Here is a 13,754-nt window from a genome sequence, read left to right as displayed (position 1 = left end):
CCGTTTGTTAAGAAGGTGTTAAGCCAGGGTTTCAAAACCGTGAATGTTGCTGTGCTGTTTAAGGCAATTCGCGAACTTGTTTACATTTTGTTATCTTAGTTTTTAACCCTAAAGGTGTTGTGTATCATAGTTTTGTGTAGAAAATCAAACCAAAGAAAAATGAAACTAATCAACACCTGTAGGCTATTATTTGTAACGCTTGTTTTAGCCTTGTTTTCGGGTAAAGCGATGGCTCAGGAAGGCGCTATCCAGGGAATCATTGTAGACAATTATGGAATTTATGTGCCCGGCGCATCTGTAGAAATTACAGCGCTGAATAAAGGGGCTGTTTCAAATCAGAATGGTAAGTTCACTATTGTCAGTGTGCCCGAGGGAACCCATGCCTTATTAATTAAATATTTAGGATTTGGAGATAAAACGGTCAATGTAACCGTTCTGGCCGGTCAGACGACGGCTGTTAGAGTTGAAATGCGGCCTTCAGACGTGGTTCTGGATGATGTTGAGGTCGTTGGAAGCTTTTTGGGTGGACAAGCAAGAGCGTTAAACACACAAAAGAACAACCCCAATATAACGAATGTGGTTTCTACAGAACAAATCGGAAAATTTCCGGATGCTAATATCGGGGATGCCGTAAAGCGTATTCCGGGGATTACGATGCAGGTAGACCAGGGAGAGGCCAGAAACATTATTATCAGGGGATTGGCACCACAACTGAATTCCGTGACACTGAACGGCAGCAGGATTCCTTCGGCAGAAGGGGATAACAGGAACGTGCAAATGGACCTGATACCGTCTGATATGATCCAGACCATAGAAGTAAATAAGGCTGTTACTCCCGATATGGACGCTGATGCCCTGGGAGGGTCTGTAAACCTCGTTACGCGTTCTGCACCGGAAGATTTCAGGTTGTCCGCAACGCTCGGTTCAGGCGTTAATACAATTTCTGATAAAAGAATCTTAAACGGCTCCTTTTTGATAGGCGACCGTTCGAAAAACAAGAAATTCGGATGGATGCTTTCTGCATCTGTCAACGATAATGATTTCGGGTCAGATAATATTGAAGCAGAATGGGATAACGAGTTCGAATATAACACAGGAACACAAGATGCAGAAGGGGAAGATATTCTTGAAGAAGTTGATGTAAATCCTTATGCCAGTGTATTCGAGATCAGGGAATATTTAGTACAACGGATACGAAGAAGTTTTTCGGCCAATATGGATTATCGTTTCAACGATGACAATCACGTATTCGTAAAAACCATGTATAACTGGAGAGACGACAGGGAAAACAGATACCGTCAGGAAAATGAGATCCTGGATGGGGAAGATATCGGCAGTTCCGATTTTGATGTTCAAAACGGGAACCTGATCAGGTTTCCTGTAGAAACCAAAAGACAGACCAAAGGGGGGATAGATGGTAAACGAAATAAGAACAGGCGTTTAGAAGACCAGCGTATGCAGAACTACAGCATCGGAGGAGAACACCTTTTCGGAAAACTTCAGGCAGATTGGATGGGTTCGTATTCAAGAGCCTCAGAAAAGCGTCCTAATGAAAGATATATTGAATATGAGGGCGAATACCTTATCAATAACAGTACCGATACGAGAAAGCCTCTTTATGCCGCTGTGGACCCATCTGATCTTAGTCCGGATAATTTTGAGTTTGGCGAATTGACAGAAGAAAATCAGGATACCTACGAAGAAGACTATAACTTCTTTGCCAATTTTACTTTACCTGCGGATTTCTTTGGTAATGGAGACGGAACTTTTAAGTTTGGGCTGAAAACCAGGTACAAAAATAAAACACGAAAGAACGGGTTCTACGAATATGAGCCTGTTTCAGGTTTGGAGACGTTGGCAGATGTAGCTGCCAAAGATTATTCAGATAAAGATTTTTCAGCAGGAAGTGGTTATCTGGTCGGAACATTTGCAACAGCAGAGTTCCTGGGGGGGCTGAACCTCATGGATGCAGGTAATTACGAAGGAGAAGATCTTCCCGAAGAGTATTTGACAGCGAACTTCGACGTTACCGAGAGTGTAAATGCAGCGTATGTAATGGCTAATCAGAAGTTGTCTGACAAATTAAGTGTTCTGGCAGGATTAAGAGTAGAAAGCACAAAGATCGAGAGTACAGGAAATGAAATAGCCTATAATGAAGATGGCGATTTTGATCCGGATGCAACCGTATCAGCCGAAGACGAGAATGCTTATGTAAATGTTATGCCGGGAGTTCATTTTAAATACGACCTGAATGATCACACTGTTTTACGTTTGGCATGGACCAATACGCTGGCAAGACCTAATTATGTTGATCTGGTTTCGTACAGGGAAATAAATAATGAAGATGAAGAAATATTTTTAGGGAATTCAGAACTGGATCCGACAACCTCAATGAATTTCGATTTTATGGCCGAACATTATTTTAAAAATGTTGGAATTCTCTCCGGAGGGGTCTTCTTCAAGAATATTAAGGACTTTGTGTATACATTTACCTCGGAAGACGGTAATGGTTATGATGTTTTTCAGCCGCTTAATGGAGATAAGGCCCAGGTATACGGTGCGGAGGTTTCTATTCAGCGGCAACTCGATTTCTTACCCGGATTTGCTAAAAACTTTGGGGTCTATGCCAATTATACCTACCTGAATTCCAATGCCAAAGGGATCAGGAACGAAGATGGCGATGAACGGGGAAATATGGACCTCCCCGGTGCCTCTCCTCATATGTTTAACGGATCGTTATCGTATTCAGACAAGATATTCTCTGCCAGGGTATCCGCCAACTTTTCGGATGCTTATATAGACGAATTGGGAGGAGAATCTTTCGAAGACCGTTATTACGATCAGCAGCTTTTTCTGGACTTCAATGCCTCTTTTACAATAAACAAGAACCTGAGGATCTATGCAGACGTTACCAACATCACAAACCAACCTTTGAGATATTACCAGGGCGCCGGCAACAGAACGATGCAATTGGAGTATTACAGAACAAGAATCAATCTGGGATTGAAATATGACCTGTTTTAATAAAGTTTTTACAATGATAAAAAAGAAGAGTTTAGTTCTTTTAAGCATACCGTTTATGGTAGCTTGTGAAAAGAAATTGCCGCCAATCGATCCGGATGTTATTACCGAGAGGGTAAAATACGATACCGACGATCCCGCTATTTGGGTCAATCCTGAGAACCCTGCCGAGAGTATCGTTTTCGGTACCGACAAGAATACAGACGGAGCCATTTATGCTTTTGACCTGAACGGAAAAGTGATCGAAGAGAAAACCATCAGGGGGATTAAACGCCCTAATAATGTTGACCTTCGCTATGGACTTAAGTTAAACGATTCCGTAACTGTAGATGTACTGGCCTTTACGGAAAGAGAAAGAGGAATGTTAAGGCTCTTTTCAGTGCCGGATATGAATCCGTTAGACGGGGGAGGCTATCCTGTGTTTACAGAAGAAACAGTACCCGATTTTAAATCCCCTATGGGAGTGAGCCTGTATAAATCGAACCCGGAGGGGATTATTTATGCAATAGTAGGACGTAAATCAGGCCCGGACGATAATTATCTCCACCAGTATAAATTCCAGGCCGACAGCACAGGGGTAAAAGCGGTTTTAGTGCGTAAGTTTGGAAAGTTCAGCGGTAAAAAGGAGATCGAAGCCATAGCTGTGGATGACGAAAACGGACATGTGTACTATTCAGACGAAGGTGAATGCATAAGAAAGTATGGTGCAGATCCGTCAGCAGGAAATGACGAGCTGGCCTGCTTTGGGGGTAACTATTTTAAGGAAGATATAGAAGGTATAGCCATTGCCAAAAATACCGACGGCAGCGGTTACATTATAGTTTCAGACCAGCAAAAAGGGCAGTTCAATATTTTCTCCAGGAAAGAGAACATCTTTGTCAAGGCAGTAAATTTAAATACCGTAGAAACAGACGGTTGCGATGTTGTAACAATACCTCTGAACGATGTCTTTTCGGAAGGCTTGTTTGTAGCGATGAACGACGATGGAACTTTTTATTTCTACGATTATGCCAAACTTCAGTTAGATTAGGGAGTAATCACCAGATATTATCTCAGAATAAAGCATCTTTTCATATAAGGAAAGGTGCTTTATCGTATCATTCCTATAACATTGCCTGGCTGTAAAGCGTATTCTTTTATGATGTAAGGACAATAGTCTGTCCGATTTTGTAGAATTTTTCATATATTTAATATTGTATAACCATTGTTTAAATCATCAGATATGAAAAAATTAGCTTTATGTTCAGTATTGTCCCTTTCTTTGTTATGCTCCAGTTGTTTAGGGTCTTTTAGCGCGTTTAACAATTTAAAAGACTGGAACCAGGGGATTAGTGACAGTAAATTTGTGAATAACCTTGTTTTCTGGGGGTTAAATATAATTCCGGTCTACGGACTTTTCTTTTTAGGAGATGCCATCATATTCAACGTTATAGAATTCTGGTCCGGATCTAACCCTATAGCTATGAAAGACGGAGACGTTGAAACCCAAATTGTAGAAAAAGACGGTAATACCATTGAAATGACTGCTGTGAAGAACAGAATGTTCGTCAAAGTTATAGAAGGGCCTAAAAAAGGAGAGAAGTTAGAATTGTTCTATAAGCCCGGTGAAAAATCTTGGAATGCTATTAAAGCAAATGGTGAGATGATTAAATTATCTTCTTTTGAAGAAGGTTTCTATTATGTTTACCTGCCAAACGGAGAAAAAGTTCAGATAGATGCGAATGCCACGCAAGATGAAGGCTTGGTTATGATTAACAAAGCCGTTTCCCAGCATTACGGAGAAGGCATGTTAGCTGAATTGGATTAATAAATTACAATTACTTTTTTCAGATTTAATATAAAGAAAAAGCCTTTGGTTGTTTATCACCAAAGGCTTTTTATATAATATATTTCTGAATTAGTATCTGTAATATTCAGGTTTGTATGGGCCTTCTACCGTAACACCAATATACTTAGCTTGTTCTTCGTTTAAAACCTCCAGCTCTACACCTATTTTCTCAAGATGTAACCTTGCCACTTTTTCATCCAGATGCTTCGGAAGCATATAAACTTCATTTTTATAGTTGTCACTATGGTTCCATAATTCGATCTGGGCCAATGTCTGATTTGTAAAAGAATTACTCATTACAAAGCTAGGGTGACCGGTAGCACATCCAAGGTTTACCAAACGACCTTCAGCCAGTAAAATAATATCATTACCGTTTATGTTGTACTTGTCCACCTGGGGCTTGATGTTCACATAAGTATTCCCATAGTTTTCTTTTAACCAGGCTACATCAATTTCATTATCAAAATGACCAATATTACATACGATGGTCTTATCTTTCATTTTTTCAAAATGACGGCCTACCACAATATCTTTATTTCCCGTAGTGGTGATTACAATGTCAGCCTTGTCTACAACAGTATCTAAACGCTTTACTTCATAACCATCCATGGCAGCCTGTAAAGCACAAATCGGATCGATTTCCGTTACAGTTACAATAGCTCCCGTTCCTCTGAAAGAAGCCGCGGTTCCTTTACCGACATCCCCGTAACCACATACGATAACACGCTTACCGGCAAGCATAAGGTCTGTAGCACGTCGAATGGCATCAACAGCACTCTCCCTGCAACCATATTTATTGTCGAACTTAGATTTGGTTACAGAGTCATTTACATTAATAGCAGGCATCGGAAGAGTTCCGTTTTTCATACGCTCGTATAAACGGTGAACACCTGTAGTGGTTTCTTCAGATAGACCTTTAATTCCGTTTGCCAGTTCAGGATACTGATCCAACACCATATTGGTTAAATCGCCCCCGTCATCCAGGATCATATTTAAGGGCTCTCTCTCTTCGCCAAAGAATAAAGTTTGTTCAATACACCAGTCAAATTCTTCTTCGTTCATTCCTTTCCATGCATAAACGGGAATTCCCGCAGCTGCAATAGCGGCTGCTGCATGATCCTGGGTAGAGAAAATATTACATGAGCTCCAGGTTACTTCTGCGCCTAAAGCTACCAGCGTTTCAATTAAAACGGCTGTTTGCACGGTCATGTGTAAACAACCCGCTATACGGGCACCTTTTAAAGGTTGCTCGTCTTTGTATTCTTCACGAAGCGACATTAGTCCGGGCATTTCAGCTTCCGCCAATTCAATCTCTTTTCTACCCCAATCCGCCAAAGAAATATCCTTTACTTTGTATGGTACGTATGGAATTGTTTTAGTACTCATATTACTTTTATATTTTTACGTCTTTAAATGTGTTGAAATACATTAATTTGTGCCTGCAAAGGTACATAATAACTTTTAGAATAAATGCCTCTTTACAAAACTATAACTACCCCAAACAACTCTAAGGTGCTGATATGGAAGATAGAAGAATCGTATGAGGAACTATTGCAGGGAATACAATTAACGGATAATTGCAGGACAAGAGTCGCCTCCATGAAATCTGAAATACATCAACGAGGTTTTCTAAGTGTCAGGCATTTATTAAAAAAGGCAGGGTATAAGGCTTCAGATTTGTTTTATAACAGTAGCGGGAAGCCGCATCTCAAAGACGGCAAACATATCTCCATTACACATTCATTTACTTTCGCTGCTATTATCGTCAGTGATGGTGTTATTGGTATCGATATCGAGAAACAACGCGATAAAATAGGAGTGATCGCACATAAGTTTATAGATTATGAGTTTAATTATCTCAGCTCTGATCAGGTACGGGAATTAACCGTTGTCTGGTGTGTTAAGGAGAGCTTGTATAAAGCTTTTGCAACAGACGGAATGAGTTTTAAACAACACACCAAAGTCATTCCTTTTGAAATAGGGGAACAGGAAACAACAGGATGGATCATATACAATGATCAATTGGAGAAATACGAAATTAAATTCCTGGAATTTGAGGGGTTTACCTGTGCTTATGCCATAAAGTCAGAAATATGAATTTTTAGAATTCGGAGTGTTGAATTATGAGTTTGAAGAAAAAAACACTATTCACCATTGATAATTTACAAAACAAACAACAAAATGAAAATATCAGTAGAACTTACATTAACCCCGCTTCAGGACGAATTTGAGCCGGCCATTATCCATTTTATAAAAAAATTGAGGGAATCCGGACTTACGGTACTCGAAAACCCTTTGAGTACGCAGGTTTACGGTAACTACGATGAAGTAATGAAAGTATTGACCACTGAAGTTAAAGAAGCATTTGAGCTGGTAGAACGCGGCTTGTTATTTATGAAAATTGTAAAGTCTGACAGGAGCGACTACGAGCCGTTTTTTTAGAGAAACTGTAATTTAGAAATTGGTTATAGTATAAATAACTTCTGTGCTATAGCTGTCTAGCGGGATAAGGACGGATAAGCCTCTAAGGTCATACTGAATAGGGATGTTACTGTAGCAACCGCGTATGTTAAAAAAGTATTTGTCAATACTCTCAATTTCAATATAATTATTGCCGTTTTCTATGAAACAACCTAAGCATAATAAGGTAGGTTCTCCATCTCCTGTTCTTCTTAAAAAAAGCTGTAACAGGTTGTTCCAGTTATTGTCTTGTCGGCTTATTCGAATTTGATAGTCGGGAGCTACCAGGATACCTAAACACAGCAACGATGTTCCGGTGATATTAATGGTGGAGTGTTCTGTATTGCTGGAAATATTCGTGTTGTAATCACTGCCGGCATCAAGTATGTCAGATGAAGAGATGGCTGGTGTCCAGCCTCCCCCGTTAACTGTAATCGTCTGGCTGTTAGAGAAAAATGCGCAAAAAAAGAAGATAAACAGGGGTGCTTGTTTCATAAGCTGGTCATGGTATAAACGACATCGAAACTGGTTGATGTTGTTGAGGTTAATAAACTGATATCTGATAATAAAATGGAATAGACGACCTGGTATCCGTTGCCTGCGCCATTACCGGTATATGCACCGCCTATGGCCGTAATAATATCCTGTGGAGACGTTGTCAGAGTGATAGCTCCACCCGTCGGAGTGCCCAGATTTCCTTCACCGGTGCCACTATAACCGGATAGGGTTAATTGTAATGCTATCCCCGGAGGGATACTTCCCCCTTCAATGGCAGCTGTAATATTTCGGGTCGTTCCGGTACTTACTGCGGAAGTAAAATTGATCCAGTGAACCGAGTTTGATTCAAAGCCGGGTTGGTTCCCGGCTTCTGTCGGGTTGATCTGGTTCAAAATTACAGGACTACCATCTTCAATATCCAGCAAGGCTATTTCGGGGAGGCTTATTTCTACAGGAACAATGTCGCTGTCAATCTGCGCAAAAAGCCATTGGGTAGAACACAACAATATATAAAAGGCCAGCCTCATATTATTTTTTCAATTTAACAAAGCGGATCTTTCGCTCAGTTTCTTTTAGTTCAATATTCTCTGTTTTGGTTTTCCCCGGCAAAAGGGTTACTTCATCAGCCATGGAAACAATTTCTATACGATCTTTTTTAAGGTTGTTCATTATTTCCAGTTTATATGTTCCGGGAATAATATGCATAAACCTAAAAATACTCTTTTTATCTACCTCGGCAAAATATTGATAATCCTGATTAAAGAGTTTGAGATAAATTTTAAAATCCCGGAGTTTGCTGTACGGGGCTTTTTTTACAGACAGGTTCCCTTTTAAGCTGCTTTCTTTAACGAGGGTCAGGTTGATCCGTGTTACGTCATTTTCCATGAGGTTTACGATTTGTGGAAACTTTTCAAAGGTAAGATAGCCGGCCGGTAAGGTGTTTTTATCGATATCGATCCTTACAGACGGTGTTTTGATGTTTCTGATTACAAAACGGCCGTCCTGATCGGTGGCAACCTCGTCATTGTTTACCCGGAACCTGATTCCTGTTTTATTCAGGAGTTGCTGACCATAAAACCGGATGTCGCCCATTAAGTTAAACTTATTCCTGCTCCTTTCTAATGGGATGTCGAAACGGTGCCGGTATCCCAGACTGAAATAAAGGTCTTTGTTTTCAAGAGGAGAAGGAAAAACGGTGTAGCCCCCTGACAGTGATAAAAGTCCCCTTTTATTTATGTTATAGTTTAGAAGAGCATTAAAAAAGCTTCGGTCTTTATACAACTCGTCTTTGGCATAAGAGTTTCTCCAGAAAACAGAGCCATTAAAATTCTCTGTACGGTAATTAACAGACAATCCGTAATACCAATAGGTCTCATTTATTGAGGAGTCCTGATTAAATCTATTGGTAGCCAGGTGCTCTGTATATGGTTTAACAGAAAGACTGTTAAAGGGGTTAAAGGTAAGGGCAAGCCTGGTGTTGTACGAGGTTCCGCTATTGTGGTTATCGGTTATCAGGTAGTTAACAGTTTCGGAAATTGTATGTTGAATATTGGCGTTAAACCCGTTAAAATTCCAGTTTAATATACTTCTGATACCAGATTCTTTATAATTGAACGTAGCATTTACAGCCTGATCCTTATTGTTCCTCCTGTATAATTTGAACTGGATATAATTAGTAGATTTTAAATACCACCTCACATCTGAAAACACCATATTGTATTGTGGCTGGGTGTTGAACTCAAAGTCCCCGAGCTGTCTGTTGTATTGTGCCTGATTATATCCTACACCGATTCTTAAACGTTTTAGGAAGTTATAGTGAAAACGGGCATTTAAAAGCTCGCTATCGTTATAATAACCAAAAAAATCTTTTGAAGCATACAGGTAATCGACGGAGGCATTTATAAGGTCGTCCCTGAACTGGGGGTTAATTTGAAATCCGTGACCTTTGTATGCATCAGCATTGCTATATGAAAAGAGCCCCTGAAAAGTAAACCCTTCTCTTTTGTAATTGAAACCGCCTGTACCGATCCATCCATTGTGTAATTTATTTTTATAATCTTCTTCTTTTTGAAGCCATTCAAGGAAGTATGAGAAGTTTTTATTGTTTGTATAACTGTATGTTGCCCCGTAGAGGGTATTCGTAAGTGCAAAAAAACGGGGCTTCCCATAAAAGGCTTTAATTGAATTTTTCCGGTTGAAGTATGTTTTAATCTCTGCACCTCTGACCCATCTGCCCTGAAGACTTAAAACATTTAGTTTTAACGGATAATCTCCAAGTGCAACATGCAATTTCCCTGATGTATAATTTACGCTGTATTGATCGTAACTGCCAAACCTGGGTTGCTCCAAGGTGCTTGGTCCCCTGAGCGTAAAATCAACTTTCTTATTCCTGATGGTATCAACATACCCACTGCCGGACAGCTCAAATTGAAAATGACTTTGGTTTTCCTGCTCTGGCAGGCTGCTGTTAAAATATTTTATTCCGGCGGTAACCGGAAAAGTCAACCGATCTTCATCGTTATTATGTGTAGAGTGGTAAACAGGGATGCTTTTACGGATTTTGGTTAATTTTCCGTTATGTAGTGACCTGTAATGTGTTTCTGCCATAAAATAGCTTTTCCCAATACCTTGTTCAGGTACGAAGAAAGGCAATTCAACAGAAAGGTCTTTGCCGGGAGGTAAGACCCAGATCTTATTTAAATCATCTCCACCAACAGCATTCGTGTATGTTAGCTGCAAGGTGTCGGCTATATTTCCTGTGTTTTTTATTAAATACTTAATGTAAAATTCCTCATCACTTTTTACTTCCTCGGGAAAAGAGATAACAGAAGCTTCTGTTCTTTCTTCTTCCTGAAGATTTATGTATATGGTTTTTACACGTTTTATTTTCCCGTTACCATAATGTAATTTCAGGGGGTATAGCGCAGGGCGTACCTTTGAGTTTGTCTTTAGCAGGATAAATGATAATTTTTTAGAATTTCCCTCTAAAACGGTATTCTCAGGGATATCGTGAAAAACAGACATGGTGCCGGGAACGTTTAAAAGGATGCGCAGGCTGTCTTTTAATTGTGTTGGATTAAAAAAGGTTACCGGAATGGTATGGCGTTTATTGGGCAATATATGTATGGTGTCATTGGGAGTGCTTATTGCTGTTCGCTGAGCGTTTAGTGGTTCAAAAAGCAGGAACACGACTAGTAAAAGGCTATTGATGCCTATGTTTTTACAGCCTGCTATTCCTTTTGGGGTGATCAAATAAACTGTTTTTTACGTCAGGGACGTAGTTGTTACTCAACGATAAATTCAAAAGAAGTTCCTGTAAGTTCAGACGAATGGTCCATGATGATCATACAGGTGTATTTACCCGGGTCGGGGGTTTCATTCAATGGCATTTTGATCGTCCTGCAAGAATCCGGATATATGTTCTCCTTCTGAGAAGATTTGTCGGAGATTAATTCACTTTCTTTATTGTATATTTCTATAGATAGCGAAGATTTGGCAACATAATCAGAAGGGTTGGATAATGTAACTTCTACAGTGCCGGTAACAGGGTTGTATTTCGCATCTTCAATTTGCAGCGCTTGGTCAAAATCATTGGCCAGGTTACAAATAACCTGAACGCCGTAGCGTATTTTAGAGCTCACCGTTACAATGCTTTTTAATTTTTGTTCAGATAAAGGGGTTTGCCCCTCGACCATGATCATGCTCCAATACCCCATAGGAGTTATATTCTTTGGAAAAACAATTTTATATCTGATCTTTCGAACTTCCCCGGGTTCAAGTACAACCTCGTTGTTTTCTATGGAGATCCAATTATTTAAGGAATTCACAGAACTTCCGGGTTCAGAAAAAACTACATCCTGATGGCAGGGAATTAAAATGTCCTGAAGGTATAAAATAATCTTTTGCCGGGCGTCAGATATATTTTTCACATCAATCTCTCCGCTTATTGAATCTCCTGATGATGTTGAATGCTCATGCTTCAGACCATTCAGAATAGCTATGTTGGCATAGCTAAATTGAACCATGAAGAACAAGGTTATAAGACCTGAATATTTCATAGGTCTAAGGTTAAGGGGTGTCGGTAATAGTATAAGTAACCTCTATTAAAGCCCCTGAATTATCGGCGTCCAAAGCACTAAAATCAGCAATGCCCAACACATAGGTAAGGTTATGGCCGTTGCTGATACCATTCCCGGTGTAGGCACTACCTATTCCGGTTATGAGATTCTGAGGGGTGCCTGAAAGTTCGACTGATCCTGAAGAAGTTCCCGTGGTTCCGTCTCCATTACCGGCATCTGCTGCCGCGGTAACATTAAGAGAAATACCGGCAGGAACAGTTCCGTTGGTAATAGCAGCTGTAATCGATCTGGCGGCTTCGTTCCCAAGGATACTGGTATAATTCAGCCAGAGCGAATTGTTTGTGACAGTACCAAAGTTCGCAGGATTACCTGCTTCGGATACACCTGCAGTAGCATCTAGCGTAATATCTGTGCTTCCGCCACTTTCGAGGTCAACAATGGCAATTTCAGAGAAGTTAATAGTAACACTATGAGCAGCGGTGTTAGTATCCTGAGCATTGGTTGTTAAGGCAATAAATGTACATAGCAGTAGTAAATAATACTTTTTCATAAGGTTTGGTTTAAGTTTGGTAAGAATAAATATATAAAAAAAAGTAATATAATAATTAGTTTTGTGTAGCGATAAAGTAATAACAACTTTATGATAATAACATTATTTTTTGATGAATAGCTTTTTTGATTGGTTTTTTGCACAGTACGATGGAGTTCCGTTACATATTGTGATATTTGAAATCATTGCAGTGATTTTCGGCTTTTTGAGTGTTTGGTACTCCAAACGGGAAAACATTTTGGTATATCCTACCGGAATAATAAGTACCGCCATATTTGTTTACATTTTATTAGTTTACGGCCTGTTGGGAGATATGATGATAAATGCCTATTATTTTAGCATGAGTATCTATGGTTGGTATTTTTGGACACGTAAAGTAGATGAAACGCATTTTGTTCCTATTACGAATATTAATTTACGCGAGAAAAATTGGAGTGTATTGCTTTTTGTGGCTACTCTTTTGTTCGTGTTTTTGGTTTATTGGTACTTCGAAAAATGGACAAGCTGGACAGCTTATATAGACACCGTTACCACCGCGATATTTTTTGTAGGAATGTGGCTAATGGCTAAAAAGAAACTGGAGAATTGGATATTCTGGATAATAGGCGATATTATTTCGGTTCCTCTGTACCTGTATAAAGGACTGATATTTACATCATTTCAATACTTACTCTTTACAATAATAGCTATTTATGGTTACAAGGCATGGAAGAAAAGCTTGAACAAAAGTCCGGAAACATTATTAAAATAGTGTTGTTCGGTCCTGAGTCTACCGGGAAAACCACTTTGGCCCGGCAACTGGCGGCATATTACAAAACAGCGTTGGTTCCGGAATATATGCGTGAATATTTACAGGATAAATGGGACAAAGAAAAAGAGGTATGTCAGCCTGAAGATTTATGGCCTATAGCTGTCGGACAAATGGAAAGAGAGAACCGTTTGGCAAAGAAGGCCGGGAAACTTTTAATATGTGATACGAACCTGTTGGAAATAAAAGTATATTCCGAAGCGTATTACAACGAATATTGTAATAAAACCATAGAAAAATTTGCTTTAGCCAATACTTACGATCTATATTTATTAACCAATGTTGATGTACCCTGGGAGGCCGATGATCTTAGGGATAAACCTTTGGAGAGGACATCGATGTTTATAAGGTTTAAAAATACTTTAGATAAGTATAAAATGCCATATAAGCTTATAGAAGGCAACCAACAGGAGAGGTTCAATAAGGCTGTTCAAAGCATAGACAACCTTTTAAAGAAAATATAAAACGAATATTGAGATTTTTGTAATTTAATCACAGTCAATAGCTATT

13 protein-coding genes are annotated in these 13,754 nt (G+C 39.5%); 7 read left to right on the top strand and 6 right to left on the bottom strand.

Going from position 1 to position 13,754, the window contains the following annotated elements; translation table 11 throughout:
• Positions 1-159 precede the first annotated feature (159 nt).
• The 3 genes from MQE36_RS04105 (at position 160) to MQE36_RS04095 (ending at position 4,828) form a co-directional block, all read left to right on the top strand.
• Positions 160-3,024, top strand: coding sequence for a TonB-dependent receptor (locus MQE36_RS04105; RefSeq protein ID WP_242937905.1), 2,865 nt, complete (start codon positions 160-162; stop codon positions 3,022-3,024).
• Between the two features lie 13 nt (positions 3,025-3,037).
• A complete protein-coding gene (locus tag MQE36_RS04100) occupies positions 3,038-4,051 on the top strand; it encodes a phytase (RefSeq protein WP_242937904.1) in 1,014 nt (337 codons plus the stop codon).
• 192 nt (positions 4,052-4,243) lie between these two features.
• Positions 4,244-4,828 carry a DUF3332 domain-containing protein gene (locus tag MQE36_RS04095; RefSeq protein ID WP_242937903.1) on the top strand — a complete coding sequence of 195 codons (585 nt, stop codon included), beginning with the start codon at positions 4,244-4,246 and terminating at the stop codon, positions 4,826-4,828.
• Positions 4,829-4,918: 90 nt separating this feature from the next.
• On the opposite strand, the gene ahcY is transcribed toward MQE36_RS04095, so the two are convergent.
• Positions 4,919-6,235, bottom strand: coding sequence for an adenosylhomocysteinase (gene ahcY / locus MQE36_RS04090; RefSeq protein WP_242937902.1), 1,317 nt, complete (start codon positions 6,233-6,235; stop codon positions 4,919-4,921).
• Between the two features lie 84 nt (positions 6,236-6,319).
• On the opposite strand from ahcY, the gene MQE36_RS04085 reads away from it, so the two are divergent.
• A complete protein-coding gene (locus tag MQE36_RS04085; protein WP_242937901.1) occupies positions 6,320-6,946 on the top strand; it encodes a 4'-phosphopantetheinyl transferase family protein in 627 nt (208 codons plus the stop codon).
• Between the two features lie 84 nt (positions 6,947-7,030).
• On the top strand, positions 7,031-7,291 hold the full coding sequence (locus MQE36_RS04080; protein ID WP_242937900.1) for a thiamine-binding protein: 261 nt from the start codon (positions 7,031-7,033) through the stop codon (positions 7,289-7,291).
• Between the two features lie 12 nt (positions 7,292-7,303).
• Here the strand turns inward: MQE36_RS04080 and MQE36_RS04075 are convergent, their stop codons facing one another.
• Genes MQE36_RS04075 through MQE36_RS04055 form a run of 5 tightly spaced genes read right to left on the bottom strand, consistent with a single transcriptional unit; the run spans position 7,304 to position 12,436 of the window.
• Entirely contained in the window at positions 7,304-7,804 is a 501-nt protein-coding gene (locus MQE36_RS04075; protein ID WP_242937899.1) for a hypothetical protein, read from the bottom strand.
• Positions 7,801-8,334, bottom strand: a complete 534-nt coding sequence (locus tag MQE36_RS04070) for a hypothetical protein (protein WP_242937898.1) — start codon at positions 8,332-8,334, stop codon at positions 7,801-7,803. Before MQE36_RS04070 ends, MQE36_RS04075 begins: the two co-directional genes overlap by 4 nt.
• Position 8,335: 1 nt before the next feature.
• A complete protein-coding gene (locus MQE36_RS04065; RefSeq protein WP_242937897.1) occupies positions 8,336-11,059 on the bottom strand; it encodes a peptidase associated/transthyretin-like domain-containing protein in 2,724 nt (907 codons plus the stop codon).
• A gap of 32 nt (positions 11,060-11,091) precedes the next feature.
• A complete protein-coding gene (locus MQE36_RS04060; protein ID WP_242937896.1) occupies positions 11,092-11,865 on the bottom strand; it encodes a hypothetical protein in 774 nt (257 codons plus the stop codon).
• Between the two features lie 10 nt (positions 11,866-11,875).
• A complete protein-coding gene (locus MQE36_RS04055) occupies positions 11,876-12,436 on the bottom strand; it encodes a hypothetical protein (RefSeq protein ID WP_242937895.1) in 561 nt (186 codons plus the stop codon).
• Positions 12,437-12,548: 112 nt separating this feature from the next.
• Between MQE36_RS04055 and pnuC the strand changes: the two genes are divergently transcribed.
• Entirely contained in the window at positions 12,549-13,187 is a 639-nt protein-coding gene (gene pnuC / locus MQE36_RS04050; RefSeq protein WP_242937894.1) for a nicotinamide riboside transporter PnuC, read from the top strand.
• Positions 13,142-13,708, top strand: coding sequence for an AAA family ATPase (locus tag MQE36_RS04045; RefSeq protein WP_242937893.1), 567 nt, complete (start codon positions 13,142-13,144; stop codon positions 13,706-13,708). The genes pnuC and MQE36_RS04045 overlap by 46 nt, the downstream gene beginning before the upstream one ends.
• The last annotated feature ends 46 nt before the right edge of the window (positions 13,709-13,754 follow it).

This window comes from Zhouia spongiae (genome assembly GCF_022760175.1).
In the GTDB taxonomy this organism is placed as follows: Bacteria; Bacteroidota; Bacteroidia; order Flavobacteriales; family Flavobacteriaceae; genus Zhouia; species Zhouia spongiae.
The sequence above is the reverse complement of the archived record's forward strand: the minus strand, read 5'-3'. Positions and strand labels throughout refer to the sequence as shown.

What these genes read in the sequence shown, in the direction of transcription:
- MQE36_RS04075 (WP_242937899.1), bottom strand. Translation starts at nt 7,804, where the DNA reads ATGAAACAAGCACCCCTGTTTATCTTCTTTTTTTGCGCATTTTTCTCT.
- MQE36_RS04080 (WP_242937900.1), top strand. Translation starts at nt 7,031, where the DNA reads ATGAAAATATCAGTAGAACTTACATTAACCCCGCTTCAGGACGAATTT.
- MQE36_RS04070 (WP_242937898.1), bottom strand. Translation starts at nt 8,334, where the DNA reads ATGAGGCTGGCCTTTTATATATTGTTGTGTTCTACCCAATGGCTTTTT.
- MQE36_RS04100 (WP_242937904.1), top strand. Translation starts at nt 3,038, where the DNA reads ATGATAAAAAAGAAGAGTTTAGTTCTTTTAAGCATACCGTTTATGGTA.
- MQE36_RS04045 (WP_242937893.1), top strand. Translation starts at nt 13,142, where the DNA reads ATGGAAGAAAAGCTTGAACAAAAGTCCGGAAACATTATTAAAATAGTG.
- pnuC (WP_242937894.1), top strand. Translation starts at nt 12,549, where the DNA reads ATGAATAGCTTTTTTGATTGGTTTTTTGCACAGTACGATGGAGTTCCG.
- MQE36_RS04105 (WP_242937905.1), top strand. Translation starts at nt 160, where the DNA reads ATGAAACTAATCAACACCTGTAGGCTATTATTTGTAACGCTTGTTTTA.
- MQE36_RS04060 (WP_242937896.1), bottom strand. Translation starts at nt 11,865, where the DNA reads ATGAAATATTCAGGTCTTATAACCTTGTTCTTCATGGTTCAATTTAGC.
- ahcY (WP_242937902.1), bottom strand. Translation starts at nt 6,235, where the DNA reads ATGAGTACTAAAACAATTCCATACGTACCATACAAAGTAAAGGATATT.
- MQE36_RS04085 (WP_242937901.1), top strand. Translation starts at nt 6,320, where the DNA reads ATGCCTCTTTACAAAACTATAACTACCCCAAACAACTCTAAGGTGCTG.
- MQE36_RS04095 (WP_242937903.1), top strand. Translation starts at nt 4,244, where the DNA reads ATGAAAAAATTAGCTTTATGTTCAGTATTGTCCCTTTCTTTGTTATGC.
- MQE36_RS04055 (WP_242937895.1), bottom strand. Translation starts at nt 12,436, where the DNA reads ATGAAAAAGTATTATTTACTACTGCTATGTACATTTATTGCCTTAACA.